Genomic DNA, 26280 nt, shown 5'->3' with positions numbered 1-26280 from the left:
GCCAGGTCGGCGGACGACGGCCGGCGGGCAGCAGGACGGCGCGGTCTCGACGATCAGCTCGCGCTCGGCGATCGTCAGGTTCCCGGCGCGCGGTTCTCAGCCGAACGGCTGCCCATCAAGGTGCTTGCCGGACCGGACCATGAGCCCGACCATCGGTGCGCTGCACCCGATCTCACGAGCAATGTCGATCCTGCGCCAACCCTGCGCGTGCAGACTCAGCGCCAACTGCTTCTGCTCCCGGCTGAGATGACCATGTTTCCCCTGCATACGAGCCCCCTCGAGATCAGCGCCGCGGTGGCAAGCATCGGTGGGTGCTCCCTTCGTCGCTCACCGTCCTCGCGAGCCGACTCTGAGAAACGCCGAAGGATTGCGACCGCACCGCACGGCGCGGGTGTCGCCGGCGTCGTCGGGCTCGGGGCTGGTCACAGCGTCCCCGGGCGGTACCCGAGCCCCGGACCGTCACGATGGGCTGGTCGACGTCGGTGAAGACCGAACTGATGATCTGGGGCCTGGAGAATGTGCGGTGCGGCTGACCGGCCAGGAGGTTGAGCAGCGCGTTCTCCTTCGGCGTGAGCACCACAGTGCTTCCGTAGGGCGAGTAGAGGCAGCGGCTTTCCGGGTAGTAGTCCCACGACCCGATGGAGATCCTCGGCTCGCCCTGTTCGAATGTTCGTCGCAGCGCCCGTAACCCAGAGCGGTGAGCACCATGATCGGCGTGGGGATCTTCGCGCAGCGTACCGACGTCACCAGATCGATGCCGTCGGTGCCCGGCAGCCGGCGGTCGACGATCATCACGTCGAACGATCCATCGAGAGCTGCCTGCAAGCCGGCGGTGCCGTCGGCCACGTGGGTGACCGCGTACTCGTCAGAGAGGTAGTCGGTCATGATCGGCGCCAGGCGCGCGTCGTCCTCCACGAGTAGCAGCCGCGGCAGAGGCTCGGCGTTCACGTCTCCCATCCGCCCATGATCACCGACCTGGTGCCGAAGTGGTCGCTGGGCGTGCTCTGGTGCGCTCGGCATCGAGACGTCTCGCGAACACGGCGAACAAGATGGCGGCCACAGCGATGCCCAGCAGCACTCCGGCGACGGTGTCCGAGATCCAGTGAGCGCCGAGGTACGTGCGGCTGAACATCATGGCCACCGTGTAGATCCCCCCGACCACCCACACCCAGGTGCGCTGGAACAGGAACCCGAGCGTCGCGGCGATCACGGCTGCCGTCGCGCTGTGGCCGGAGGGATAGGAGCCGAAGTCGGTCACCACCAGGATGTCGATCGGCCTGGGGCGGGCGACAACTACCTTGACCAGGTACACCAGTGCCGAGCAGGCGACGAGCGAGAGCACAAGACAGGTGGCCGCCCATGGGCGACGCCACACGACGAAGACCCCTGCTGCCGCGCCGCCGAGCAGCACCGTGATCCAACCGCCGCCGAGGCCGTCGAGAGAGAGCATCACGACCGTCAAGAAGGACGAGCGGTGCTCGACCAGGGTGTTCATCCACATGCGCTCGAACCCGAAGGGCCCGTTGTGCTCGCGCGTGACAATGACGATTGCCAAGCCGACGACGGCGGTGAGGGCTGTCACCGCCGTGCCGATGAGCGGTTGCTTTCCGGTGCGCGCCGGCCTCTCGGGCGTGGGCGTGTGGACATCCATCTCTCGAGTCTCACCATCCGTCTCGAAGAAACGGTACATCTGCGGCCGCCGTCCCGAGCCGAGCCGGTTCGGGTCGAGCCGGTGATCGTGGCTGGCTCGATCGAAGCAGCTCGATATCCCGGGCGCGGACGGCTCGGAGGGTCAGGCCTGCGGCGACCCCCGCCGAGACCAGGGTGAGTGCGAGAAACAGCAGGAGGTACCCCGTCGGTGCGAGCGGATGCTGAGGGGGTGGGTCGAAGACCCCATGGAGCACGTTCACCAGCATCACCGACAGCGAGAGCGCGAGGGCGCCGCCGAGCGCAAGACCGGTCAGAACCACGGCCGACGCCTCGGCGACGACGAATCCGCCCAGCTCGCGCGCCTTGGCACCGAGCGCCGCGGCGATGGCGTAGTTCCGTTTGCGTTCCGCGAGCCCGAGCCAGAGCGAGAGCCCGGTGACCCCGACGGCCAGCGCCAGGGCGAACGTGAGCTCGGGACGCGTCAGGCCGGTCAGGTCGACCGCCGTCAGGCTGGAGCCGACGATCATCCGGCTGGAGACGATGTCGGTCACCGTCGCAGTGGTGCCGACCTGGTCACGGACCTGGTGCGCGACGCCTTGGACGTTCTGGCCGCCGGTGTCGAGCAGGAACGACCCGACCGCGTCGCTGCCGGTCGCGTGGGCCACGTACCGGGCGTTTGCGAGCAGAAAGCTGTCGCTCGGCGCGGTGGGGAACTCGTTGACGATCATCTGGCCGGACCATGCTCTCGAGGACGAACAGACTCGAATCTTGCGCGAAGACACCGAAGAACTCGACCGTGTGGACACTTCCCTGTTCACGATGACCGTGGCGCCACTGCTGGGCCAAGCTCATCCCGGTGGGTTGCTCGCCCCCGTGACCTCCGCGGACCACGAGCGGGCTGCGGAACTGATGGGTGCGCAGTTCCGACGAGAACGCGGCTACGACTTCAACCCCTACGACCCCGGACCTGAGGCGGAAACACTCCTGATTCTGGGCCGGTTCCACACGACCTTCCCCGTCGCGGTCGGCGCGGTCGGCATGTCCTGCCACCGGGGCCGGTGGACACTGGCGTAGTGCGGGTGGTGCGGAGGTGGAAGCCCTGCCCACGAGCTGGTTGCCCGTGGGCAGGGCTTCCGGTGTCATGACGTCAGCCGATGGTGCGGCGGTGACGCGAGATGACCATCGCGGCGGCGCCGAGCAGGATCAGCAGCACCGCTCCCCCGGTGATCCACCCGACGTTGACGCCCGTCGCCGCGAGCGGCGGCAGGTCGCTCGGTGTACCGGGGCTATCAGGACCGCCGGGGTTGCCAGGATCGTTCGGCTCGCCGGGTTCCTTGGGTGTGGCGCACGCGTCCGCGCTGTCGGTCAGGTCGTTGTGACCGATGTCGGCCGTGTTCGCGAACGCGCCCGGCTCACCGGAACCAGGCAGCGGGCACGTGAACGTGGACTCGTTGGCGGCGTCTTCGTCAACGGTGGCCTGGACCGTGAGCTGGTACGTGTGGGTGGCTCCCGCACGCAGGTTCACGTCGGAGGCGACCACGTTCGTGTCGTCGCCCTCGATCCCCTGACCTGTCCACGACTCCGCAGCCGTCACGCCCTTGGGCGTCGCCGTCACCTCCGCGGACGTCACGTCGATTCCCGCACCGAACCGCAGGCGGTCGGTGAGCGTGTACTTGCCTGCGGCGTCTCCGTCGTTCGTGGCCTTGACCTCGTACGTGATCGTCCAGCTCCCGCCCCTGCCGGCAACAGGGTCACTGACGACGGACTTGGTGACGTCGATCGACGGTATCGGCGCACACGCCTGATCGTCCTCGACCTGGCCCGCCGAGTCGGTCATCGCGGACGTATTGTTGAACGCCGTGTCGGAATCGTCACCGTCGGGGCCGCACGTGGTCGGGTCGCCCGCCATGCCCGCGCCGGGCACCTGGAGCGGGACGTCGGCAATCACAGTCAGCTCGTACCGGTGCGGCTCGTAGGCGCTGTCCTCGTTACCGAGGAGCGGCACCGCGGAGGCGACGGTGAGGTTCTTCTGACCGTCCCAGGCCGGTTCGGTCAGTGTCACCCCGTCCGGCGAGGACGTCACCTCGGCCGAGACGATGGTTGCCGCCTCGGCGAAGTGCAGTTCGTCGTCCAGGGTGTACGACGTCGACATGGTTGAGGTGTTGCTCACGTCGATCCCGTACACGACCTCCCACTGACCGTCACCGATCGGGGTGGCCGAGACCAGCTCCTTGCTGTGGGTGGGGTCTCCATCCACTTCCAGCCCTGCTGGGTCGCAGTTGATCGTCGGCGCTACGTCGGAGTCCTCGGGGACGTCCGCGGCACCGCACGCGGTGTTCACCACGGTGTCCGGGCTGCCCTCCTCCAGGACGATCTCGAACTCGTACGTCTCCTGCTCACCCGGGGCGAGCTCCGCCACGGTGAACGAGCCGTCAGGAAACAGGTCGTCGGTCATCACGAGATCGGTCAGGGTACCCTGACCGGTGTTCTCCACCACGATCCGGTACGGAACCGTGTCACCCAGCCGGTAGGTCGGATAATCCTCCACGGTGTTCGCGTCGCGCCACGCGCCCTCGGCGTCCTGTACGTACTTCTTCAGCGACGCCGAGTAGTAGTTCGCGACCTCGATCGGCGCCGACGTGCGCATCACGAGCTCGGTGTGGCCGTCGCGCGCCTGGGCACGGTTGACGAGCATGTCGCCGCCCTCGACGCCGTCAGTCTCGATGCCGACGGTGAAGGCCTGTGTCGCGCCCGGCACCAGCTCGGGCCCTATCACACGAACAGCGGTCGCCTCTGGGGTGTAGGTCGTGGTCCAGCCGACAGAGTTCCCCGCGATGTCGCCCGCGGCGCCGTTCGACTCGTCGCCTGGGTCGTCGCTGAGCGAGGCCGGGTCCGCTGTCGTGTAGTAGACCGTGGCACCCGCGACAGCGTCCACTCCGGTCAGCGAGTAGTCGCCCGTGAAACCGGTCCCGCGGTCGTCACCGTTGAACGGCAGAATGTCGATCGCGTCCGTGAACGACTGCGGCAGCGGGTCGAAGGACCGCAGCGTCACCGTCCACGAGCCGGCACCCACGCCGTCGCCTGCGAGGTTCGGGATGTACGGCGTGTCCGCAGACTTCCCGATCGTTGTGTAGCCGGACGACGACACAGTCACCTGCGCGGTGGCCGAGCGGGTTTGCCCGCCGTATGACGCCGACGCGGTATTGGTGAGAACCGCCCCCGGGGTCACGCTCGGATCCGCGACCGCCTGATAGGTCTGCACGTGTTGGGTGTTCGTGGCGACCCCGTCGAGACTCCAGCTCAACACCTGACGCCCTTCGCCGTCAGTCGTGGCCGCCGGCTCGGGCGACGAAGAACCAGGCACGTACGTCAGACCGAGCGGCAGCGTGTCCACGAGTTCGTAGTTGTCGACTGTCGGCGGAACCTGCCCGGCGCCGTTCGCGGCGTAGGTCAGCGTGAACGTCGCAGGAACGCCCGGCGTCACGGCGCTGCGGTCGGCCGACTTCACGATCGCCGGTGCGGCGTCGATCGTGCGCAGCACATCCCGGAAGCCCGTCGTGCACGGGTATCGCCAGCCGGGCGTGTTCGTGATGCATCCGGCGTAGTCCGGACCGGTCCACGAGTCTGGGGCCGGGGCGTCGAGGATCCCGGAGAAAAAGGTCCACACCTCCGTGCCCGGCGGGGTCTCCGGCCGGATCCGGACGAAGGCGACCGGGGTGATGCTCGGGTCGTCGGCGTGTGCCTCAGCCTGTCCCTGGGTCATCACCACGCGCACGGCCTTGACGTCGGCGAGGTTCGCCGGCGGGGTAGTGCTCCATCCGTCGTCAGGCCCGCAGTCGAACGTGTTCGGGTCGTAGCTGCCACTCGCCGGGTCCAGGTTCGGGCTAGCACCCGTGTAGTACTCGAATGGCGCGCCGTCGACGCCACCAGGCGGAGTGCCCCAGACGAACGACTCCAGCGTCACGTGCCGCGTGTCGAAGGGCGCACACATACCGACGAGACGCTCGTCCGCGCGGTCGGACCAGCGCTGCCAGCCCGTGTCGAGGTACTGCCCCACGACGGTGCCCGCAGAGACACGGTAGGTGTCGTCCCACGTCGTGCCGCCGCTTCCCGTGTACCCGCGGCCCCAACCAGAGGAGTACGTGCCGAGCGGCTGCCACGACTTGGTCTCGCTGTTGTTCGAGGGGTCGTCCTGTGCGGTCAGCCCGGTTGTCGAGGTGTAGGTCGGTGCGTTCGAGGTGAGGGTCGCCGAGCCACCGGGCACGTCGAGAACGCGCACGTAGATCGAACCGGAGGCCAGCGCCACCTCGTCGGTGGGCAGCAGGTTGCCTGCCGAGTCGCGCGTGGGGATGTTGGTTGGGTCGTAGTCGATGCCGGTCAGCGTCATCTCGAACGTGGTCGGGCCGGTCTGCGTGACCGTGCAGGCGTCCACGAACGACGTCATCCGGTCCGCCGGGTGGTCACCGCCCGACCACGGGTGACCGTCGGCCGCCACTCCCAGGTCGAACGCCGTACAGCCCTGCGGCGCGATCTGGATCGTGCCGCCCTGCGGCGACGCGATGTCGAGCTCGTAGGTGACCGTCTGCGGTCCCGCGTCACTCGCCTTCGCCTTGCTCAGGGTCCACTCGTAGGTGACCTCGAAGTAGTCCGCGCCGCTGGAAACGTAGGCGGCGCCGGTGACCCACCGGATGTCCATCCCGAAGTCGTTGACGATGTCGATCGGGCTCAGGTCGACCGTCTGCCCGGCGATCGTGCCCGATGCCGAGAGCTGGCTACCGGTGGGCCCGTCCACCTCGATCGGCGTCTGGATCACCGCGGCGGTGCCCTGGTCCTTGGTACCGAGGTTGCAGGTGAGCGTCGCGCCGTCCGCCGAGATCGCCGAGACCGGGTCGACGTCGGCCGCGAGGCAGACGTCCGGCAGCTCGGCGAAGACCCCGTTCTCCAGCGTGACGCTGAAGGTCACGTTGTCGACCGGTTCGTTGGACGGCGCGGGGGCATCGTCGTTGACGTTCACGCGCCACACGCCAGTGACGACGTCGCCGGACGTCGCGACGGTCGGCGTGCCGGTCTCCCACTCGCCCGTGATCTCGTACACGGCATCGGCGAACGCGACAGGCGTTGCCACGAAGAGTCCTGCGCAGGCCGTCACGACGGCCACGGCACCACCGATCAGACGGTTCTGCAGCTGGGAACGGCCATCCCCAGCCCGCTGCGTTCGCAGGGACTGACGCCCCCTTCTCATACGGTCGGTCTTGCGACGTTCTGACGGACTGCGCATGGGCTTCCTTTCCTCCTCGCACGCGCCCCTCGCGTGCCCAATGCGCTTCCCATGAAACGGCGATCCAGCCAGCCCTAATCGATGAAACGGCAAAAATCATCAACTCTGTCATCAGTTTTGGACAAAATTCACCCGTGCCGCTCCGGCATCCACAAAGTTGCAAAGGCATGATCCGAGAGTGCCTATTTCATCCGATGAACCGCACTCACTCAGTGACGCATTGGTCCATTCAGAGCTGATTTCTGGTGATCTCGACGGTATCGAGGCATTGTTCGACGCCCGTTGGTATGACCTGGCAAGCAAGTTCGGTCCCGAGGTGCTGCGGAGGGTGGAGGAAATCCCCACCAAGGTGTTCGAAAGCCGCCCCCGGCTGTTGCATGCCGCCCTCTTCGCATACCTTCGCGCGGGCTACGCGGAGGGAGACCACCACCGGCTACGCCGGACTCTGCAGTTCTACGTCGTGGTCGGACAGCGCTACGGCATGCGCCTTGGCTCGTTCAGCCGGTCCGGCGACCTTCTCGCGGCCGGCGCTGCCGCCGTCATCTCGGCGCGTATGCGCGGCGACTACAGCGGGTCCGAGCGCATCGGTGCGTGGAGCGACACTCACATCACACTCGGCGCGGCGCAGCCCGTACCGCCCTGGAAGCCCGCCACGGCAGCGGCCCGTCCCGGTTGGCTCTCTGCCGAGCGTGGTCTGACAGCAATGCTCGGAGGGTCGCTCGACGAGGCGACGCGGCTGTTCACGCGCGCCCACTCCGAGGCGGGCCAACCACCATACGCTCACTACGCTGGGACGAGCGCAGCGGCAAACCTCGCGCTCCTCAGCGCATGGCGTGGTCATTTCGATCTGGCCCGCAACTGGCTGGAGGCGTTCGAACACTCGGGTTCCCTTCCCGACTGGATCGAGCACCAGTGCGGCACAGGCGCAGCAACGGCCCGCGCGCTCATCGCGATCGACGAGGGCGATCCGGACACAGCGGCCCACATCCTTCATCGGATCGGACCCGCCACGGAGAGCGTGGAGCTCTGGCCATTCATTGCGTTCGCCAACGCAAGCTATGACGCGCACTTCGGCGACCCAGACCGGGGCCTTCGTACACTCGATGCCGCCCGCCAGAGACACGGAGCTCTCAGCCCCGATCCGACGACCATGGCCGGAGAACTTGTTCTGCGTGCCGAGGCAATACTGCTCCTGCGGGTTGGGGCTGGTACGCGTGTGCTGCATCTCTCGGACCAGCACGCCGAGATCGACTCACTGATCCTCTACGCCGCCTGGGCCCATCTACTGGCCGGAGACCATCACGAAGCGATGCGAGTCGCCGCAAAAGGGATCCAGTGCAACGGACTGCCCCTCAACGATCAGATGGGCCTGCGTCTCGTCGAGGCCACTACCCACCTGAGGACTGGGCATCCTGAGCGAGCCAGACTCGCGTTCCTGTCGGCGATGCGCCTGCGCGCAAGCCGAGCGCACGTCTCACCGTTCTTGGCTCTGCACGACGTCGAGCTTGAGGAGCTCGCTCGGCTGGCACGCGTGGTCAATCCGCTCCACGGCAGAACCGTCACCACACGGTACAACGCACCGCCATCGAATCCACTGGTGCACCTCACCCCTCGGGAGCACGAAGTGCTCCGGGCCTTGAGTACCGGCCAGACCGCAAAGAAGACGGCAGCACAGTTCGGCGTCTCGGTCACTACGGTCCGCACGCAGATCCGGAGGATCTATCAGAAGCTGCGAGTCTCGCACCGCAAGGAAGCGCTGGCGAAAGCCGAGTCGCTCGGGCTTCTTCGCGCGGCCAGGTTGGCTTCCCACGACCGTGCCGGATGACGCGAGGAAGGTGTCCGGCTCCCCGGGACCGCACCGTCCGCAGCTTCAGCAGGACGTTCGCCCAGCACGACGTCGCCGGTGACGTGTCCTTGCGGCGTGTTGCGCCGCAACTCGCGAGAGACCGTCCCCGGTTCACGGCCCAGGGCGCGCGCGATCTCACGCACCCCCTGGCAGATTGCCACGACAAGACGTGAGATCGCCAACCTCGCGCGCCGTCGCCCCAGGGTGCACGACAAGGACCCTGACCGATTGATCAGGGCCCGTGCAGACACCGCGTGCAGACATGAGGTTCTGAGTCTTGCGTTTATGCAGGTCAGGTGTGGTGTCCGAGAGGGGACTTGAACCCCTACGCCCTAATACGGGCACTAGCACCTCAAGCTAGCGCGTCTACCAATTCCGCCACCCGGACAGGTGGTCCGTCCCGGGCCTCGTGGCTCCGTTCCGGTGCTGGAAAAACATAGCACGAACCGGGCGCGAACTTCGCATCGATACGGGTGTGACCTGTACCGCCCCGGCGGAGGCGATCCGCCGATGCCTGGCTCCGGCCCGTGCGGCAGACTGTCGTCGTGACGTCGCAGACTCCCGCCGATCCGGCCGCCGGCGACCCGGTCCCCAGCTGGCTGCGCACCGGGGCGGGCTGGTCGTGGCGGATGATCGTGCTCCTGGCTGCCGTCGCGACCGTGTTCTGGCTGACGTGGCAGGTGCAGATCGTCTTCGTCGCGGTCTTCCTCGCGCTGGTCTTCACCGCGGTGCTCAACCCGATCACGGCGTTGTACGGACGCGTCATGCCTCGCCCGCTGGCCACCGCACTCGCGATCCTCTCGGGCGTGGTCGTCGTCGGAGGCCTGCTCACCTACGTGATCGCATCGGTGGCCGGGCAGTGGGAGAGACTCGCGATCCAGTTCAGCAGCGGCGTCGACCGGCTCGTGGCCCTGATCGAGTCCCTGCCCAGCCCGTTCGAGGTGGAGATCACCCAGCGCAGCCAGTGGCTCGGCGACATGTCCGGCTGGGTCCGGCAGAACAGCGAGGAGCTCGCCGCCCGCGCTGCCGAGGGAGCGGGCTCCGTCGTCGAGGCCCTCGCCACGCTCGCGCTCGCGATCTTCTGCACCGTCTTCTTCCTGGCGTCGGGTACGGCGATGTGGCGCTGGTTCCTCTCCCAGATCCCGGCGGTGCACCGCGAGAGCTGGCGCCAGGCCGCCGGGGCGGGCTGGCAGACGTTCTCCGGCTACACGCGCGGGACCGTCCTGATCGCCCTCACCAACGGCACCCTCGCCGGGATCTTCCTGGCGATCCTCGGAGTGCCGCTGTCGGCGCCGCTCGCGGTGCTCGTGTTCATCGGTACGTTCATCCCGATCGTGGGCGCCCCGCTCGCCATGATCATCGCGGCCGTCGTCGCCCTCGCCGCCGAGGGGCCCCTGACCGCGCTGTTCGTCATCATCGGGATCGCGGGCATCGGCCAGCTCGAGGGCCACGTGCTGCAGCCACTGATCATGGGCAGGGAGGTCTCCCTGCACCCGGTCGTGGTGGCGCTGGCGATCACCACCGGAACGCTCGTCAGCGGGGTGCTCGGCGCGGTCGTCGCGGTGCCGCTCGTCGCGGTCGCGTGGGCGGTCTTCACCGCGCTGCGCCACCCGCCGGCGGGCGACGGCGTCGGTGGGCGGCAGCCGCCACCAGAGGCGGACCACATCGATACGGACACATGAATGTGCAGGTCAGTGCACCTGTCTATGGCAGGGTAGGCGGGTGGAACCCTTCGTCCTCGCCAACGAGACCGTCCGCCTGTCCGTCCCCACGGAGGACGACATCGACGCGATCAGGGCCGCCTGCCAGGATCCGGCGATCTCGGACTGGACCGTCGTGCCCTCGCCGTACACGCGCGCGGACGCCGAACTGTTCGTGAGACGGTTCGTGCCGGACGGCTGGGCTCGCGGCAGCGAGTTCACCTGGGCCGTCCGGGAGCCCGGCGACACCGACGGGCCGCTGCTCGGCATGGTCGGGCTCCACTTCGAAGGCCGTGCCGGCGCTCCCGACGAGGAGCGGGCGGCCGAGATCGGGTTCTGGACCGCCCCCGGCGCACGCCGTCAGGGACTCGCGACCGAGGCCGCCCGGCTCGTCGTGGACTGGGGTTTCGATCCCGAGGGCCTGGACCTGGCGGTGATCACCTGGCTGGCCTACGTCGGCAACTGGGGCTCGCGCCGGGTCGCGTGGAACCTCGGGTTCCGGGTCGAGGGCACGCTGCGCCGGTACGGGCTGCAGCGCGGCAGGCGGCGGGACGCCTGGATGGGCACGCTGCTGCCGCAGGACCCGCGAGAGCCGAACGAGGAGTGGACGGGCCCGGACCCGCTCAGGCAGAGGTCCGGGCGGGTGTGAGCGCCCGGTCGATGACGGCCTTCGCGGCCGCCGCCCGGTCGTGGAAGGCCGTCTGGCCCGCCAGCAGCTCCCCGGCCGCCTGGACGAGGCCGGCGTATGCCGCCCACGCGAACGCCCCGCCCACCGAGATCCGCGCCACGCCGGCCTTCGCGAGTTCGGCGGGCGTGGGTCCGCCGGGCCGCAGCAGCACGTTGACCGGGCGGTCCACGGCACGCACGAGCGTGGCGATGTCGTCCGGCGAGCCGAGCCCGGGAGCGTAGAGCACGTCGGCGCCTGCCTCCTGGTAGGCCTGGAGGCGCGCGATGGTGTCGGCCAGGTCGGGCCTGCCGTGCAGGTAGTTCTCGCAGCGGGCCGTCAGGACCAGGTCGCCGGACGCCTCTGCCGCGGCGGCGATGCGTTCGGCGGCGAGCTCGGCGTCGTGGACGGGTTCGTCGTCGCGTCCCGTGGCGTCCTCGATCGAGAAGCCGGCCAGGCCCGCGCCGCGGGCGCCCGCCGCGGTACGGGCGACGTCGTCGGCCGTGTCGCCGAAGCCGTTCTCGAGGTCCGCGCTGACGGGGATGTCCACCGCCGCCGCGAGCGCGGCGGCGTGGTCGAGGGCCTCGGTGCGCGAGACACTGCCGTCCCGGCGGCCGAGGGTCGCGGCGAACCCGCTGCTGGTGGTCGCGATCGCGGCGTATCCCAGTTCGGCGAGGATGCGGGCCGAGCCGGCGTCCCACGCGTTGCCCAGCAGCAGCGGGTCGCCGGGGCGGTGCAGGTCCCGGAATGTCGTTGTCATCCTGGGACGCTAGCACCGGACCGGCAGACGGCTCCGGCGGGTTCCGGTCAGGGCAGTCGCACGCGGCCCGCCCGCATCTTGGCCAGCGAGTACTTCTCGAAGGCGACCTTGGCCAGGTGGTTCTGCGGACCGGGGATCATGACGGCCGCCTTGCGCGGCGGGAGCATGTGGTCGGCGAACATCGCCACGCCGTTGTTGCCGGCGTCCATGATGCACAGGGCGGGGATCTGCGAGAACTCCTTGCGGGTGGTGGGTTCCGTCCCGCGCACCTGGGCGGCGATGTTCTTCGCCGCGACGTGCGCCTGCTGCTCGGTCGGGAAGCCGGTCTTGGGGATGCCGGTGGGGATGGCAGTGGTCCACGGGACGGGCACGGCGGCGGCGATCCCGACGGCGTAGACGTCGTCCCAGTGCTGGGACTGGTAGGTGGACCGTACGGGGACGTAGCCGCCGGCGTCGACGAGGCCGGGCGTCTTGGCGAGGAAGTCCTGGCCGCGGAACGGTGGGATCACCATGGCGAACTTGTAGGGCAGCTCGCGCCCGTCGGCCAGTTCGATGGACTCGGGCCGGATCTCGCGCATCGCCTGGCCGGTCTCGACCGCGATGCCTTCCTTGCGGGCGAACATGCGCATCAGGGGCTTGGCGCCCGGCATGCCGTCGATCCCGAAGTGGCCCGCGTACGGCTCGGCGGTGACGTAGGTGAGCTTCACCTTGTCGTGCAGGCCGGCGCGCCGCAGCTGGTAGGAGGTGTTGAACAGGAACTCGTAGGCCGCGCCGAAGCAGCTCGCGCCCTGGGTGGCGCCGACGATCACGTCGCCCGGGTCGTCCAGGAACTCCCGCCACGCGTTCGCGGTGCGCTCCGCAGCGCCCAGCGTGGTGATCGTGGCGGTCTCGTGCATCCCGGGGACGACGTCGAGGTCGTTGCGGTAGCCGGTGGCGATCACCAGGTAGTCGTAGTCGAAGACGCCCTCCGTCGTCTCCACCCGGTGCTCGGCCGGGTCGACGTAGGTGGCGGCGGCGTGCACGAACCGCACACCGTGCCGTTCGAACGTGGGGGCGAGGGGGAAGCTGATGTCCGTCCGCCCGCGGCGGCCGAACGGCAGCCAGATCAGGGACGGGTTGAACACGAAGCGGTCGGCGGCCGACACGACGGTGACGTCCGCGTCGGCGCCGAGCCGCGACGTCAGCGAGAGCGCGGCCGTCAGGCCGGCGAAGCTCCCGCCGAGAACCAGGATGCGAGCAGGCATGTCATCGACTCCTTCGACGCGATGGTGGTGAGTCCATGGTGCGCCGGGAGGGGCGGGGCCGCACCGGGCATCGGTCCCGGTCGGGCGGGACCTTGGTCACTCGGGTCGCCGCCGCCCGGCATGCTGCCTCACTCCCCCGCCAGCTCCCGCGCCACCGGCGCGAACGTGTCCATCAGCTCGTCGGAGACCAGGTAGTACGACAGGCCCCACCGCTCGCGGCGGGCGCGCAGCTCGTCCGCCATCTCCTGGGGCGACCCGGACACGGCGGCAGGCGATCCTGCCGCGGCGAGCGCCTCGGCGTCGAGGCGCCCGCGCAGGAACCAGGGGACCTGTCCCCCGACGGCCATGAGGTTCACGTTCGCCTCGACGTGCCGGCCGGCGGCCGACCGGACCCGGTCGACCTTCGCGGCGGCGTCCTCGCCGGCGGCGTCGGGCGGCACGGCCAGTGCGACGGTGTCCGCGACCTCGCCGGCCAGCCGCAGCATCCGCGGTGCTCCGGCCGCGATCATGAGCGGCACGGGCCGCGCTGCCGCCCCGTCGGCGGTGACCGTCGCGCCGGTGACGGCGTAGTGCTCGCCGTCGTGTGTCACGGTCTCGCCGTCGAGCAGCCGGCGGATCAGTCCGATCGACTCGGCGAGGCGGGAGACGCGCACGGCGCCGTCGTCGAACGGGAGGCCCAGCATGGCGTTGTCGGCCTGTGCCGCCGGGCGTCCGGCGCCCAGGCCGAGCTCGAACCGGCCGTCGGACAGGGCTGCGAGCGCCAGGGACTCCTTGGCGACCATGACGGGATGGCGGACGTCGTTGGCCAGGACGTAGGTGCCCAGGCGGAGCCGTGAGGTGGCGGCGGCCGCGGCGGCGAGGGCGGGGAAGACGGCCAGTCCTCGGCTGACGTTGTCGGGCATGACGAGGGTGTCGTAGCCGAGCCTCTCGACGGCGCGGGCATGGTCGGTCCAGGCGGTCGCGCGGGGTGGTGCGGTGGTGACGACGCCGAAGCGGAACGGGATGGCGGTCATGGTGGTCTCCTCACTCGTCGGGTCGCGCGTCGTGCGCGTCCTGCCCATCGTGGGCCGGTGAGGCGTGCGGGGCTTCAGCCCACGGGACCGTTCGCGATACATCCGTGGTGCCGGAGCGGCGGCGAGACGCCGGTGCGGTGGCGCCTCGCCGTCGCCCACGGCGGGGTTCAGCCGATCCGGCGGGTGCGGGCGAGCTGCGCGTACCAGTGCCCGCTGTCCTTGACGGTGCGTCGCTGCGTGTCGTAGTCGACGTGTACGACGCCGAACCGCTTCTCGTAGCCGTGTGCCCACTCGAAGTTGTCCAGCAGCGACCACACGAAGTATCCGCGCAGGTCGACGCCGCGTTCACGGGCTCTGGCGCAGGCCACGAGGTGGCGGTGCAGGTAGTCGATGCGGCCGGTGTCGTGCACGCCGCCGGCCGGGGTGCGGCGGTCGTCGAAGGCTGCTCCGTTCTCGGTGACGATGAGGGGCAGGTCCGGGAACGCGTTGCCGAGTCCGACGAGCACCTGTTCGAGGGCCTCGGGGGCGATGTTCCAGCCCATCGCCGTGAACGGGCCGGGCTGCGGGAGGAACTCCACGGACTCGCTGCCGACCCACGGGGTCGCGGTGGACGGCTTGTGGCCGTCGGCGCTGGTCTTCTCCCCGGTCCCGTCCCACATGCGCACGGTGACGGTGGAGTAGAAATTCACGCCGAGGCTGTCGAGCGGCTGGTGGATCAGGTCGAGGTCGCCGTCGCGCAGGAACGACCAGTCGGTGACGTCCTGGGTGTCGGTGAGCAGCCGTTCGGGGTAGGCGCCGCGGAGCATCGGTCCGAGGAACGCCCCGTTGGCCAGGGCGTCCACCCGTTCGACGGCTTCGGGGCCGCCGTCTCCGCCGTCGCGGGCGGCGTGCATGTTCAGGGTGACCGACACGGACGTGCCGGGGGCGCTGCGTTCGCGCAGGGTGGCGGCCGCGAGGCCGTGTCCGAGGTTGAGGTGGTGCACGGCCGCGAGTGCGGCGGCGCCGTCGGTGCGGCCGGGGGCCATGACGCCTGAGCCGTAGCCGAGGTAGGCGGCGGCCCAGGGTTCGTTGATGGTGGTCCACATGGGGACGCGGTCGCCGAGGGCGTCGGCCACGAGCCCGGCGTACTCGGCGAAGCGGTAGGCGGTGTCGCGCAGCGGCCAGCCGCCGGCGTCCTCGAGTTCCTGGGGCAGGTCCCAGTGGTAGAGGGTGGCGACCGGTGTGATGCCGCGTTCGAGGAGGCCGTCGACGAGGCGGGAGTAGAAGTCCAGGCCGCGGCGGTTGGCCGGGCCGGTTCCGCCGGGCTGGATGCGGGGCCAGGAGATGGAGAAGCGGTAGGCGTCCAGGCCGAGCCCGTTCATCAGGTCCAGGTCCTCGCCGAGCCGGTGGTAGTGGTCGGCGGCGACGTCGCCGGTGTCGCCTCCCGCTACCAGTCCGGGGGTGTGGGAGTAGGTGTCCCAGATGGATCGCCCGCGGCCGTCCTCGTCGGCGGCGCCTTCGATCTGGTAGGCCGCGGTGGCGGCGCCGAGCAGGAACGGCCGTTCGAACACGTCGCCGGTGCGCAGGTAGTCCGCGGCCGGCTCGGGTCCGGACGTGACGGCTCCGATCACGTGCTGTGCCAGGTGGTTCACCAGCGCTTCCCTTCGTCCCATCGCAGCTGGACGCCCTGTGCGGCCAGGCGGTCCTGAAATTCGGCGGTGGCTTCCTCGCTGTCGGCCACCGCGTGGGGTTCCGTGTCGTGGTCGAGGCAGTGGGCGGCCAGCGTGCCGACGGCCTCGCCGATGGACCACTCGACCGGGTGGAGCCGGTAGGCGCCGTTGGTGATCTGGGTGGTCCCGATGTTCTTGGCGGCCGGCAGCAGGTTGCGCACGCGGCGGGGCACGAGGGCGCCGAGGGGGATCTCGAAGGGGTGCGGGGTGCCGCCCGCGCCGCGCCCGTCGCCGGTGGTGTGGTGGCGGTCGATCCAGAAGTAGTGCCCGGTGCCGACGGTGTCCGGGTATCGCTCGGCGCCGCCGTCGCCCCGGTAGGTCGTGGAGATGTCCTGTTCGACGATCGTCCTGCGCGCCAGGATGCGCCGTGACTCGCGGATGTAGGGGTGCATGGCGAACCCGTCGGTGGTCCCTGCCACGTCCGCGCGCAGCCGCACCCCGGGCCAGCCGGTTCCGCCGTCGGGCCGGGGGGCGTCGGTCTGCAGCCAGTACAGGGTGGCCCGGCTGAGCGCCTTGGCGGCCTGCCAGTGCCCGGCGGCCTCGGGCACGCCGAACAGCGGCCCGCCCACGTAGTCGTTCATCGGCCAGTTCGCGACGACGACGTCGCTGCGGTAGAAGCCGGGGGTGAAGTGGCGCCTGGCCGCGATGCGCCGGTAGTTCCACAGCTCGGGGGCCAGGCCGATGTTGCGGTGGTCCAGGTCGATGACGTCGTCGTCACGGTTGGGGGTGAACGTGAAGACGGGGCGGGGCCTGCCGTCGGCGTCGGCGGGCTCGCCGAAGCTGAGGATCGGCCGTCCGTCGAGCTGGGGCGGGCGCAGGTCGCGCCAGTACGCGTAGTCCGCGGGCCGGTCGATGGTGTGGTCCTCGCCCTCGTGGTGCTCGATCGCGAAGCACCAGGACACGCCCTGCATGTCGTGCGGGTCGGCGGTGGGCCAGGCGCCCGGTTCCCCGGTCTGCTCCTGGGACTCGCGGCCCGAGACGTGCTCGATGCCGCCGAGGTCGAGCAGGTCGCCCAGTTCGGTGGCGTCCAGGACGTACGGGGCGTGCAGGTCGGTGGTGGTGCCGTCCTCGCTGCGCACGCGGACGCAGGTGACGCGGTCGCCGTCGGTCTCGACGGCCACGGGCTCGCTCCGCATGAGTACCGTGAGCCGCCCGGAGCTGCGGTAGGGGGCCAGCAGGTCGTCGATGACGGCGACGGCCACGCGCGGGTCGACGCTGACGGGGCTGACCCAGGCCTCGCCGGGGTTCAGGTGCGGGTCGTCACGGGCCGCGTCGGTGAGCGGGTAGTGGCGCCGGTAGTAGTCGCGCAGCGCGTCCCGGAAGCGCCGGTAGGAACGGTTCGCGCCGTCGGTCTCGATGTAGAGGTGCTCGTCGAGGGGGACGAGCTGACTGGTCAGCTGCCCGCCGAGCCAGGAGGTGGGGTCGGTCATCACGACCCGTCTGCCCGCTTGCAGCGCGGCGAGCGCCGCTGACACTCCGCCGAGCCCACCGCCGATCACAGCGATGTCCGCGTAGATCTCCATAGAGTTCAACCTTTCTGGTGCCAGGATGTCTCGCGCGGCCATGATGGGCCGGGCCGCGTCAGCACGGGGCACGAGTGTACTCAAATTCTCCGAAAATTCTACAAGAATGTTATGGTGATCATGCCTAACCGGCCGACGACGGCCGGCAGAGAGAGGAGTCTGATGGTGGCGAACCGACCGAACGGGCAGGGCAAGCCGTCACTCGCCGAGGTGGCGAAGATGACCGGCGTGTCGATCTCGACGGTCTCGAAGGTGGCCAACGGCGGGGCGAACGTCTCCGACGCGACGCGGGAGCGGGTGGAGCACGCGCTCAAGGAGCGCGGCTACGTCACCCCCCGCAAGCGCCGCGGGTCGACGACGCCGGTGACCGTACTGGCCAGGGACATGTACTCGCCCTACACGCTGGACGTCCTGCGCGGCGCCATCGACGCCGCCGAGACCTCCCAGCTCGACGTCACCGTGGCGGTGTACCCCGACGACGCGCGGGACCTGCGCTGGATCGACGAACTGCACGCGGCGGGCAGGCGGGGTGTCATCGCCATCACCTCGACGCTGGACGACGCCGAACGGGCCCGGTTCGCGGCCCATCGCATCCCGCTGGTGGTGATCGACCCGCTGAGCAACCCCGAGGAGGACACCTACAGCATCGGTGCCACCAACTGGGCCGGCGGCGTGTCCGCCACCGAGCACCTCACCGAGCTGGGGCACCGCAGGATCGCGATCCTCAGCGGCTACCCCGAGGCCATGGCCTCCCGCGCGCGGCTGTCGGGCTTCCTGGCGGGCCTGGCCGCGGCCGGGGTGGAGCCCGACCCGGAGCTGGAACTGCCCGGCGACTTCACCTTCGACTCCGGGCTCGAGCTCGGCGAGAAGGTCCTGGCACGGGACCCCCGCCCCACCGCCGTGGTCACCGCGTCCGACTCCCAGGCGCTCGGGGTGCTCGAGGCCGCCCGCCGGGCCGGGCTGCGCGTCCCCGCGGACCTGAGCGTGATCGGGTTCGACGATCTCATCATGGCCCAGATGTCCTCCCCGCCCCTGACCACGGTGCGCCAGCCGCTGGACCTGATGGGCGCCGCCGCGGTCGAGACGCTGGCCGCGCTGCTGGCGGGATCCACCCCGCGGTCCCACCACACCGAGCTGGCCACCCGGCTCGTGGTGCGCTCCTCGACGGGGCCGGTCGCCATGGGATGAGACGCGTTCGTCCGCCGGTGGCACATCCCTGAGGGTACGGAGCAGCGGCTCCGTACCCTCACGCGTACCCGGAGCACCGTTATGGAAAATTTATTAGCAACTTCTCGTAGAATTCTCTGGCTCTTCTTCGAAGAACTTGCTACGTTGAGCATCGGCAGCACCGCTCCTGCCCCCTGAACACTGTTGTTGAGGAAGGAAACTCATGCGTCACTCCCCCAGGCTCCGCAGGGCGCTCCCTGCCGGGGCCATGCTCACGGCGGCCGCGCTCACACTGGCCGCCTGCTCCGGACAGGCAAGCGGCGACGAGGCCGCCGACGGTCCGGTCGACCTGCGGATGGTCATGTGGAGCAGCAACGAGGCCCACCACGCGATCTTCGACGAGATCGCGGACGCCTACGTCGCCGAGCACCCCGACGAGGTCTCGTCGGTGACCTTCGAACCGCTCACCGGCTCCAGCTACATCAACGCCCTCACGACCCAGATCGCGGGCGGCGACGCGCCGGACCTGGCCTGGCTCGGCGAGTCCGACGCCGCGCAGTTCGTCCGGAGCGGGGCCCTGTACGACCTGAGCCCCACGCTGGAGTCCACCCCGGACTACGACGTCGACGACCTGCTCGACGGCGCCCTGGAGGTCTGGTCGAAGGACGGTGACATCTACGGGTACCCGTTCTCCAACAGCCCCTTCGGCATCTACGTCAACCAGGACCTCCTGAAGAAGGCAGGACAGCCCGACCCGCGCGACCTGATCGCCGACGGCGACTGGACCTGGGACCGCCTCATGGAGGTCGCCGCGGCCACCGCCGCCGACGACGACGCCGTGGCCGGGTTCCAGACCGTGGTGGACCCCTACACCGCCTGGAACAACGCCCTCGGCGCGATGTGGATGTCCTGGGGCGCCGCGCCCTGGAGCGCGGACGGCACCCAGTGCACCTTCGACTCCCCCGAGATGGTGGAGTTCTTCGACTGGTTCCACGACCAGATCTTCGAGACCGGCGCCGTGCCGGGTCCGGGTGAGGAGTACGACTTCGCGTCCGGGCAGACCGGGATGATGCTGGCCCAGCTCAGCTCCTCCGCCTCGCTGGGCGAGGACTTCGCCTGGGACTTCGTGCCCCTTCCGGCCGGTCCGGCAGGCACCGTCCCCGTGGTGGGCCAGGGTGGGGTCGGCGTGATCTCCCAGAGCGACCACCCCGAGATCGCCGCGGACTTCCTCGCCTACTTCACGAACAAGGCCAACTCGGAGCTGCTCGCCCAGTTCTTCCCGCCGCCGCGCGCCTCGCTCCTGACGGTCGACACCCTCGGTGCCGCCGCCCCCGCACTGAACGAGGAGCAGATCCAGGGCACCGTCATCGACCAGGCGCTGGAGGCCGTCACCAAGCCCGGGCACATCAAGATGAGCGAGCTGGGTGACCCGGTCCGGGCCGACCTCGACGCCCTGTGGGTCCCGGACGGCGACGCGAAGACCGTGCTGTCCCAGGTCTGCGCCGACATCGAACCGATCATCGCCGGAGGCTGAGTTGGCCACCGCCACCACACCTTCGCCCGCGGCGGGACGTACCTCCCGCCGCGGGCGGCCGGGAGGGTCCCGGCCGGCCCGCATCGACGCCGCGTTCGGGATGGTCTTCGCCGCCCCGGCCGTGCTGGGCGTGACCGCGTTCGGCCTGATCCCGTTCGGATACGTGATCTGGTACAGCCTGCACGACTGGAACCCGCTGATCGGCCAGTTCCACTGGGTCGGTGCGGCGAACTTCCAGCGGCTGGTCACCGACCCGGTCGTGTGGGGCTCCCTGTGGACCACCCTGCTGTTCGCCGGCCTGCTCATGGTCCTGAACGTGACGCTCGCCCTCGCGCTCGCCGTCCTGCTCGACCAGCGGCTGGCCGGAACCGGCGCCTTCCGCGCGGTCTTCTTCTCACCGGTGGTCGTCTCGACCGTCGCGTGGGTCCTGATCTGGAACTACCTGGTGGCCAGCAACGGCGGCATCAACGGCGCGCTGGCCGCGATCGGCATCGACGGCCCGAACTGGCTGCGCGACCCGGCCTGGGCGCTGGTCACCGTGGTGGTCATCCAGGTCTTCAAGAGCGTGGGCATGAACATGGTGCTGTTCCTGGCGGCCCTGCAGACCGTGCCCGGCGAGCTCAAGGAGGCCGCCCGGCTCGACGGCGCGCGGCCCGGCCGGGTCTTCCGGTCCATCACCCTGCCGATCATCACCCCGACCATCCTGCTGGTCGTGATGATCACGACCATCGGCGCCATGGACGTGTTCGTCCCGATCCAGATCCTCACCGAGGGCGGGCCGGGCCGCTCCACCACGGTGATCTCCTACCTGCTCTACCGCACGGCCTTCGAGCAGCAGGACTTCGGCTACGCCTCGGCGATCGGCGTGCTGATGTTCCTCGTCCTGTTCGCGCTGGCCGCGCTGCAGTGGGGCACACGCAAGAAGTGGGTGCACGATGAAGTCTGACCTGCTCACCCGGCGCGTGGCCGCGGCCACCCCCGTGCGGCCGGTCCCCGCCCGGCGCCGCCGGGCCACCACCCGGCGCCGCCGCGGCCTGGCCTCGAAGGTCGCCCTGTACGGGCTGCTGCTCGTGCTGTCGGTCCCGTTCCTCTACCCGACGATCTGGATGGTCTTCGCGGCGTTCAAACCGGTCGACGAGATCTTCGCGACGCCGCCCCGCCTGCTGCCCACCGAGTGGACCCTGCACGGGGTCGAGCGGATCTTCACGGTCACGCCGTTCGCGCAGCAGTACGTCAACTCGCTGTACCTGGCCACCGTCATCGCGATCGGCTCGATCGTCGTCGGGGCGCTCGGCGGCTACGCGTTCGCCCGCATCCGGTTCCCCGGGGCCGGGAAGGTCTTCCTGGTGCTGATGACCGGGATGATGATCCCGGGCGAGGTGACGATCATCCCGATCTTCCGGTGGGTGGCCCAGCTCGGGCTGATGGACTCCCACGTCCCTCTGATCGTGGTGCCGATCTTCGGCCCCGGCTGCATCGTGAGCGTCTTCATCTTCCGCCAGTTCTTCCTGTCCCTGCCCGACGAGCTGGAGGAAGCCGGCCGCCTGGACGGACTGGGCCGGTTCGGCCTGTTCACCAGGATCGCGTTCCCCCTGTCGGGGCCCGCCGTCGCCGCGGTCGCGATCATGAAGTTCCTGTACGCGTTCAACATGTACTTCGAGCCGCTGGTCTTCCTGCGCAGCCCCGAGCTCTTCCCCGTCGGCCTGGGCCTGACCCAGTACCAGGACAACTACGGCGAGCCGCTCTACAACACGCAGATCGGCGCCACCGCGCTCACCGTGATCCCGGTGCTCATCGTCTTCCTCTTCGCCCAGCGCCAGTTCGTCGAGGGCCTGACCCGGTCCGGCCTGAAGGGCTGAGCCCGCCCCCTCCCCCGTTCCGCAGAATCACACATCTCACCACCATGGGAGTCAACGATGACCGAAACCCGTGACCTGACCGCTCCCGGCCTGCCGCCGCTCAGCCGGCGGGGCTTCATCACCGCCGTCGGCGCGGTCTCGGCGGCCGCCGTCGGCGCGTTCGGCCTCGCGCGGCCGGCCGCCGCGACGTCGTCCGGCACGGTCCTGCCGCTGGTCGACGCACTGCCCGCCGGCGCACCGGACCGGACGCTGTTCGCCCCGGACGAGCAGGTCTACGCCGCCTACCTGATGATCCTCGCCCCGCTGGCCAACAGCGTCGTCGACGACGACCCGGACCGGTACGGCTGGATGGAGGACGGCTGGCAGCGCAAGCCCAACGAGCCGTTCAACGCCCGCATCATGGAGCACGTGGCGACCCTGTCCTGGTTCGCCGCCCACGACCGCCCCTGGAACCCCTACTACCGGGACGCGAACCTGCTGGGACGGCTCGACGCCGCCATCGGCTTCTACCTGGGCCTGCAGCACGCCGACGGGTCGTGGCCGGAGTACCGCATCGACGAGCACGGCCTCGCCCCGACCGGGTTCGGGACGGTGGCGCTGTCGGCGACGCTGCGCGACCTGAAGTCCATCGGCGCCCTGCCCACCCGGCGCACCGAGATCGAGCAGGCCCTCCGGCTCAGCAGCACGTGGCTGACCGACCTGTCCCAGCCCTACTGGGGCCCGCCGATCCGGTACACCAACCAGGTCGCCGCCGGCCTGGCGGGCGTCGCGCAGACCGCGCACGTGCTCGGCGACGCGTCCATCGGGGCGTCACTGACCAGCCGGATGACCTACCTCCTGGAGCACGGCCTGGCCCCGGCCGGGTTCTTCTCCGAGGCCAACACGTACGACGCCGGATACAACTTCGAGGTGATGCTCCCCGACCTGGGACACATCTACGAACTCACCGGCGACGCGTCCGCACTCGAACTGGCGCGCCGGTTCGCCGACTGGCTCGGTTACGCCGTCGTGCTGGAACCCGGCAAGGACAGCGGCTTCCACTTCAGCGAGGCCAGCGCCCGCAACCCTGCCCTGACCTTCATCCCGCGGGTGCTGGACGCCAAGGACCGGGCGGCCCTGGGCCGCGTCTTCCTGGAGGACGTGCCGCGCCTGCGCGCGTTCTACCCGCCCGCCGGGGACAAGCAGGCCGCCCGTGCGGACTGGGCGGCGTCGACCGACCCGGTCGAGCCGCGCGCCAAGCAGAACAGCTCGCCGCGCCTGTACATGCACGTCTCGCAGGCGCCCGACGGTGTCACCGCCGCCGAACGGGACGCACAGGTGGCCGAGCAGCCGTACCTGCGCTCCCAGCGGTTCACGGAGCTGCGCACCGGCATCATCGACCAGCAGTTCGTGTTCGTGCGCCGCCCCGGGTACTACCTGGGCGCCATGTACGGCGACGTCGTGTGGATCCGGCAGCGCACCGGCCCCGGCATGTTCTGGCACCCCCAGGCCGGCATGGTCCTGCTGTCCACGAACAAGTGGGGCGACGACTCCTGGGCCATGGTCACCACCAGCGGCGCGGACGCCTCGCGCGTCAACGTGACCGCCGTCCACCACGAGGGGAACGACGCGTCGGGCCCGGTGATCCAGGATGCGGACCTGACCGGGTACAACGGGACGTTCACCACCCGGTACACCACCGCGTCGGGCGCCACCGTCCAGGACATCACCCACCGGCACGACGGCATCGTCCGCACCGTGCAGACCACGGTGAGCGCCGTCGAACGCCTGCCCCTGGTGGTGGGCGCCGGCGACGTGCTGGAGTTCTCCGACGGCACCCGCCCCGATGCGACCGGAACGGCGTCGACGACGGCGAGCGGCTTCTCGCTCACCCGCGGAGGCACCCGCATCCAGTTCTGGTGGGGCACCGACCGGCCCGTGAGCATCGCCCCGACCGGCCGGACGTTCTTCGACGACGCCTCGCGCAGCCAGCACCTGCTCACCGTGGAGCACTCCGGCAGCATCACCGTCGAGGTCACGGCCATCGACGTGGCCCAGACCGCCGGAACGGTGACCTTCGCCGCCACCGCCGACGACGCCGGGCCGGCGACCGGCGCGGCCGTGCACCTGGTCAACCTCGACGCCGAGCCGGTCGACTTCCGGATCATCGGTCAGGGAGCGCCCGTCACCGCGGCCGGCGTCGCCCCGGGGGCGAGTGTCTACGTCCCGTCGATGGCGCCGACGGACGACGGGTTCCAGGTCACCGCCGCCACGGCCGGGCACGGCCGCCACCGCACGGCCACCCGCCGGCTGGCGGTCTGAGGATGCCGCGCCGCCCCCGGATCACGGTCCGGGGGCGGCGCGTCAGCCCACCGGGGACCCCTCGTGCGTGTCCATGCTCCCGCCGCCCAGGCGGCGTGCGGTGTTGACCAGGCCGACCATACTGAACGCCTGCGGCGTGTTGCCCAGCTGACGCCCCGCGGCGACGTCGTACTCCTCACTGAGCAGGCCGACGTCGTTGCGCAGCTCCAGCAGCTTCCCGAACAGCCGCTCCGCCTCCCGCGGGCGCCCCGTGGCATGCATCGCGTCCGCATGCCAGAAGCTGCACGCCAGGAACGCCCCCTCACCGCCCGGCAGGCCGTCCGGGCCGCCGTCGGCCTCCGGGTCGTAGCGGGCCAGGAACTCACCCCGGCACAGGTCCCGCTCCACGGCGGCGATCGTGCCGAGCATGCGCGGGTCGTTCCACGCCAGGAACCCCACCCGGGGCAGCAGCAGGAGCGCGGCGTCCACCCCCTGCGAACCGTAGAACTGGGTGAACGTCCCCCGGTCGGCGTCGAAACCCTGGGCGAGCACCTCGTCGCGGATCTCCTCGCGCAGCGCCCGCCAGCGGCCGGCCGGCCCGCCGAACTCCCGGCGCTCGATCGTGCGCAGCCCGCGGTCCACCCCGGCCCACGCCATCACCTTGGAGTAGACGAAGTGACGGCGCTCGCCCCGCATCTCCCACAGGCTGTTGTCCGGCTCGGACCAGTGCCCCTCCAGCCAGTCCAGGAGGCCGCGCTGCACGTCCCAGGCGGCGTCGGTGGGCTCCAGCCCGGTCAGGCGGGCATGGTGCAGCAGGTCGAGCACCTCGCCCCACACGTCGAGCTGCCGCTGCCCGACGGCGGCGTTGCCCGCCCGCACCGGTGCCGAGTCGCGGAAGCCAGGCAGCCAGTCGAGCTCCCGCTCGGGGATGGAGCGGGAGCCGTCGGGGCCGTACATGATCCGCAGCTTGGACGGGTCGCCGGCCACGGCCCGCAGCAGCCATTCGCGCCAGGCCCGCGCCTCGGCGATGTACCCCGTGCCGAGCAGGGCCTGCAGCGCGAAGGTCGCGTCCCGCAGCCAGCAGAACCGGTAGTCCCAGTTGCGCGGGCCCCCGATCTGCTCCGGCAGCGACGTGGTCGCCGCCGCGACGATCCCGCCGGTGGGTGCGTACGTGAGCGCCTTGAGCGTCAGCAGCGAGCGGCGCACCGCCCCGGCCCACCTGCCCCGGTAGTCGCAGCGGGCGATCCAGTCCTCCCAGAACATCATCGTCTCGTCCAGCGCGCGGTCGGCGTCCACGGGATCCGGGCGGGGCAGGTAGGAGGCGCGATGGCTGAGCACGAACGAGACCCGCTGCCCCTCCCCCACCACGAACGACGCGCGCGCGGCCCGGCGGTCGTGCCGCAGCGGCACCGAACCCCGCAGCCAGATCGCGTCCGGCCCCGAGACGGCGTTCACCTGGCCCTCGTCCTGGACGATCCACGGATCCATCTCCCCGTACCCGAACTTCGGCCGCAGCACGAGCTCCATCGGCACCGCACCCCGCACACCCTCCACGATCCGCACCACGTGCGCCGCCTCCCCCCGGGGCGGCATCAGGTCCAGCACCACCGCCGACCCGTCCGGGGTGTCCCACCGCGTCTCCAGCACCAGCGTGTCGCCCCGGTAGCTGCGAGACCTGGCACGACCACCCGCCTCCGGCGCGATCCGCCAGTGGCCGTGCTCCGGGCCGCCCAGCAGCGCGGCGAAGCTCGCGTCGCTGTCGAAGCGCGGGAGGCACAGCCAGTCGATGCTGCCGTCGAGGCCGACGAGGGCGGCACTGTGGCAGTCACCGATCAGGGCGTAGTCCTCGACCCGTCTGTTCGGGGCATCGTTCATCGTGGCGGGCTCCTTGGTGTTCGGCTACAGACGTCGTACCACCGGCGGGGGTGGGGGTGCACGTGGGGCTCGGGACTGCTCTGCCCGCCCTCTGGCCTCACTCGCCGGCCGCAGGCCTGGCGCGACCGGTGCCGCATGGTGAAGCAGGCACCTGCAACCAGGAGCGCCAATCCCATGC

Annotated in this window: 19 protein-coding genes, 1 tRNA gene and 2 pseudogenes; 9 read left to right on the top strand and 13 right to left on the bottom strand. The window is 70.3% G+C overall.

Annotated features, from left to right (window positions below; genetic code table 11):
• Positions 1-99: 99 nt before the first annotated feature.
• The 4 genes and pseudogenes from HGK34_RS15110 to HGK34_RS15095 all read right to left on the bottom strand — a co-directional run.
• A pseudogene (locus HGK34_RS15110) lies at positions 100-267 on the bottom strand (IS30 family transposase); the annotation flags it as partial.
• A gap of 192 nt (positions 268-459) precedes the next feature.
• On the bottom strand, positions 460-957 hold the full coding sequence (locus HGK34_RS15105) for a response regulator transcription factor (RefSeq protein WP_201848848.1): 498 nt from the start codon (positions 955-957) through the stop codon (positions 460-462).
• Between the two features lie 10 nt (positions 958-967).
• Positions 968-1651: a phosphatase PAP2 family protein gene (locus HGK34_RS15100; protein ID WP_244666791.1), complete on the bottom strand. Its 684-nt coding sequence runs from the start codon at positions 1649-1651 to the stop codon at positions 968-970.
• A 10-nt stretch (positions 1652-1661) separates the two neighbouring features.
• Positions 1662-2378: an FtsX-like permease family protein gene (locus HGK34_RS15095; protein WP_201848846.1), complete on the bottom strand. Its 717-nt coding sequence runs from the start codon at positions 2376-2378 to the stop codon at positions 1662-1664.
• A gap of 40 nt (positions 2379-2418) precedes the next feature.
• Between HGK34_RS15095 and HGK34_RS15090 the strand changes: the two genes are divergently transcribed.
• On the top strand, positions 2419-2724 hold the full coding sequence (locus HGK34_RS15090; protein ID WP_201848844.1) for a hypothetical protein: 306 nt from the start codon (positions 2419-2421) through the stop codon (positions 2722-2724).
• Positions 2725-2797: 73 nt separating this feature from the next.
• On the opposite strand, the gene HGK34_RS22815 is transcribed toward HGK34_RS15090, so the two are convergent.
• Entirely contained in the window at positions 2798-6775 is a 3978-nt protein-coding gene (locus tag HGK34_RS22815; RefSeq protein ID WP_307815982.1) for a CLIPPER-2 domain-containing protein, read from the bottom strand.
• Between the two features lie 331 nt (positions 6776-7106).
• Here HGK34_RS22815 and HGK34_RS23575 point away from each other — a divergent pair, with 331 nt between their 5' ends.
• On the top strand, positions 7107-8753 hold the full coding sequence (locus HGK34_RS23575) for a LuxR C-terminal-related transcriptional regulator (protein ID WP_201848840.1): 1647 nt from the start codon (positions 7107-7109) through the stop codon (positions 8751-8753).
• Between the two features lie 98 nt (positions 8754-8851).
• Here HGK34_RS23575 and HGK34_RS23775 read toward each other — a convergent pair.
• Positions 8852-8977 (bottom strand): annotated as a pseudogene (locus tag HGK34_RS23775) (helix-turn-helix domain-containing protein); the annotation flags it as partial.
• A 96-nt stretch (positions 8978-9073) separates the two neighbouring features.
• Positions 9074-9162: transfer RNA gene (locus HGK34_RS15070), tRNA-Leu, on the bottom strand.
• A gap of 157 nt (positions 9163-9319) precedes the next feature.
• Between HGK34_RS15070 and HGK34_RS15065 the strand changes: the two genes are divergently transcribed.
• Positions 9320-10456, top strand: a complete 1137-nt coding sequence (locus HGK34_RS15065; protein ID WP_307815981.1) for an AI-2E family transporter — start codon at positions 9320-9322, stop codon at positions 10454-10456.
• Between the two features lie 40 nt (positions 10457-10496).
• Positions 10497-11123: a GNAT family N-acetyltransferase gene (locus HGK34_RS15060; RefSeq protein ID WP_201848838.1), complete on the top strand. Its 627-nt coding sequence runs from the start codon at positions 10497-10499 to the stop codon at positions 11121-11123.
• Here the strand turns inward: HGK34_RS15060 and HGK34_RS15055 are convergent.
• The 5 genes from HGK34_RS15055 to HGK34_RS15035 form a co-directional block, all read right to left on the bottom strand.
• On the bottom strand, positions 11098-11898 hold the full coding sequence (locus HGK34_RS15055) for an isocitrate lyase/PEP mutase family protein (protein ID WP_201848836.1): 801 nt from the start codon (positions 11896-11898) through the stop codon (positions 11098-11100). The genes HGK34_RS15060 and HGK34_RS15055 overlap by 26 nt on opposite strands.
• Positions 11899-11945: 47 nt before the next feature.
• A complete protein-coding gene (locus tag HGK34_RS15050; RefSeq protein WP_201848834.1) occupies positions 11946-13142 on the bottom strand; it encodes an NAD(P)/FAD-dependent oxidoreductase in 1197 nt (398 codons plus the stop codon).
• A gap of 128 nt (positions 13143-13270) precedes the next feature.
• Positions 13271-14155, bottom strand: coding sequence for a TIGR03621 family F420-dependent LLM class oxidoreductase (locus HGK34_RS15045; protein WP_201848832.1), 885 nt, complete (start codon positions 14153-14155; stop codon positions 13271-13273).
• Between the two features lie 167 nt (positions 14156-14322).
• Positions 14323-15762, bottom strand: a complete 1440-nt coding sequence (locus HGK34_RS15040) for a GH1 family beta-glucosidase (protein ID WP_372433137.1) — start codon at positions 15760-15762, stop codon at positions 14323-14325.
• A 20-nt stretch (positions 15763-15782) separates the two neighbouring features.
• The gene (locus HGK34_RS15035) at positions 15783-17387 is read right to left on the bottom strand and encodes an FAD-dependent oxidoreductase (protein WP_201848828.1); all 1605 of its coding nucleotides are present in this window, start codon (positions 17385-17387) and stop codon (positions 15783-15785) included.
• A 165-nt stretch (positions 17388-17552) separates the two neighbouring features.
• On the opposite strand from HGK34_RS15035, the gene HGK34_RS15030 reads away from it, so the two are divergent.
• From HGK34_RS15030 to HGK34_RS15010, 5 genes are all read left to right on the top strand, one after another.
• Positions 17553-18575, top strand: a complete 1023-nt coding sequence (locus tag HGK34_RS15030) for a LacI family DNA-binding transcriptional regulator (RefSeq protein ID WP_201848826.1) — start codon at positions 17553-17555, stop codon at positions 18573-18575.
• Positions 18576-18777: 202 nt separating this feature from the next.
• On the top strand, positions 18778-20088 hold the full coding sequence (locus tag HGK34_RS15025; protein WP_201848824.1) for an ABC transporter substrate-binding protein: 1311 nt from the start codon (positions 18778-18780) through the stop codon (positions 20086-20088).
• Position 20089: 1 nt separating this feature from the next.
• Complete coding sequence (locus HGK34_RS15020; RefSeq protein ID WP_244666790.1) at positions 20090-21034, top strand: carbohydrate ABC transporter permease; 945 nt, start codon at positions 20090-20092, stop codon at positions 21032-21034.
• Positions 21024-21947, top strand: coding sequence for a carbohydrate ABC transporter permease (locus HGK34_RS15015; RefSeq protein WP_201848822.1), 924 nt, complete (start codon positions 21024-21026; stop codon positions 21945-21947). Before HGK34_RS15020 ends, HGK34_RS15015 begins: the two co-directional genes overlap by 11 nt.
• 57 nt (positions 21948-22004) lie before the next feature.
• Positions 22005-24248 carry a hypothetical protein gene (locus tag HGK34_RS15010; protein WP_201848820.1) on the top strand — a complete coding sequence of 748 codons (2244 nt, stop codon included), beginning with the start codon at positions 22005-22007 and terminating at the stop codon, positions 24246-24248.
• A gap of 42 nt (positions 24249-24290) precedes the next feature.
• Here the strand turns inward: HGK34_RS15010 and HGK34_RS15005 are convergent, their stop codons facing one another.
• Positions 24291-26102 (bottom strand): glycoside hydrolase family 15 protein, encoded by a 1812-nt coding sequence (locus tag HGK34_RS15005; RefSeq protein WP_201848818.1) that lies wholly within the window; start codon positions 26100-26102, stop codon positions 24291-24293.
• Between the last annotated feature and the right edge of the window lie 178 nt (positions 26103-26280).

This window comes from Myceligenerans indicum (genome assembly GCF_016742955.1).
In the GTDB taxonomy this organism is placed as follows: Bacteria; Actinomycetota; Actinomycetes; order Actinomycetales; family Cellulomonadaceae; genus Myceligenerans; species Myceligenerans indicum.
This window is presented reverse-complemented; position numbering and strand designations above follow the sequence as displayed.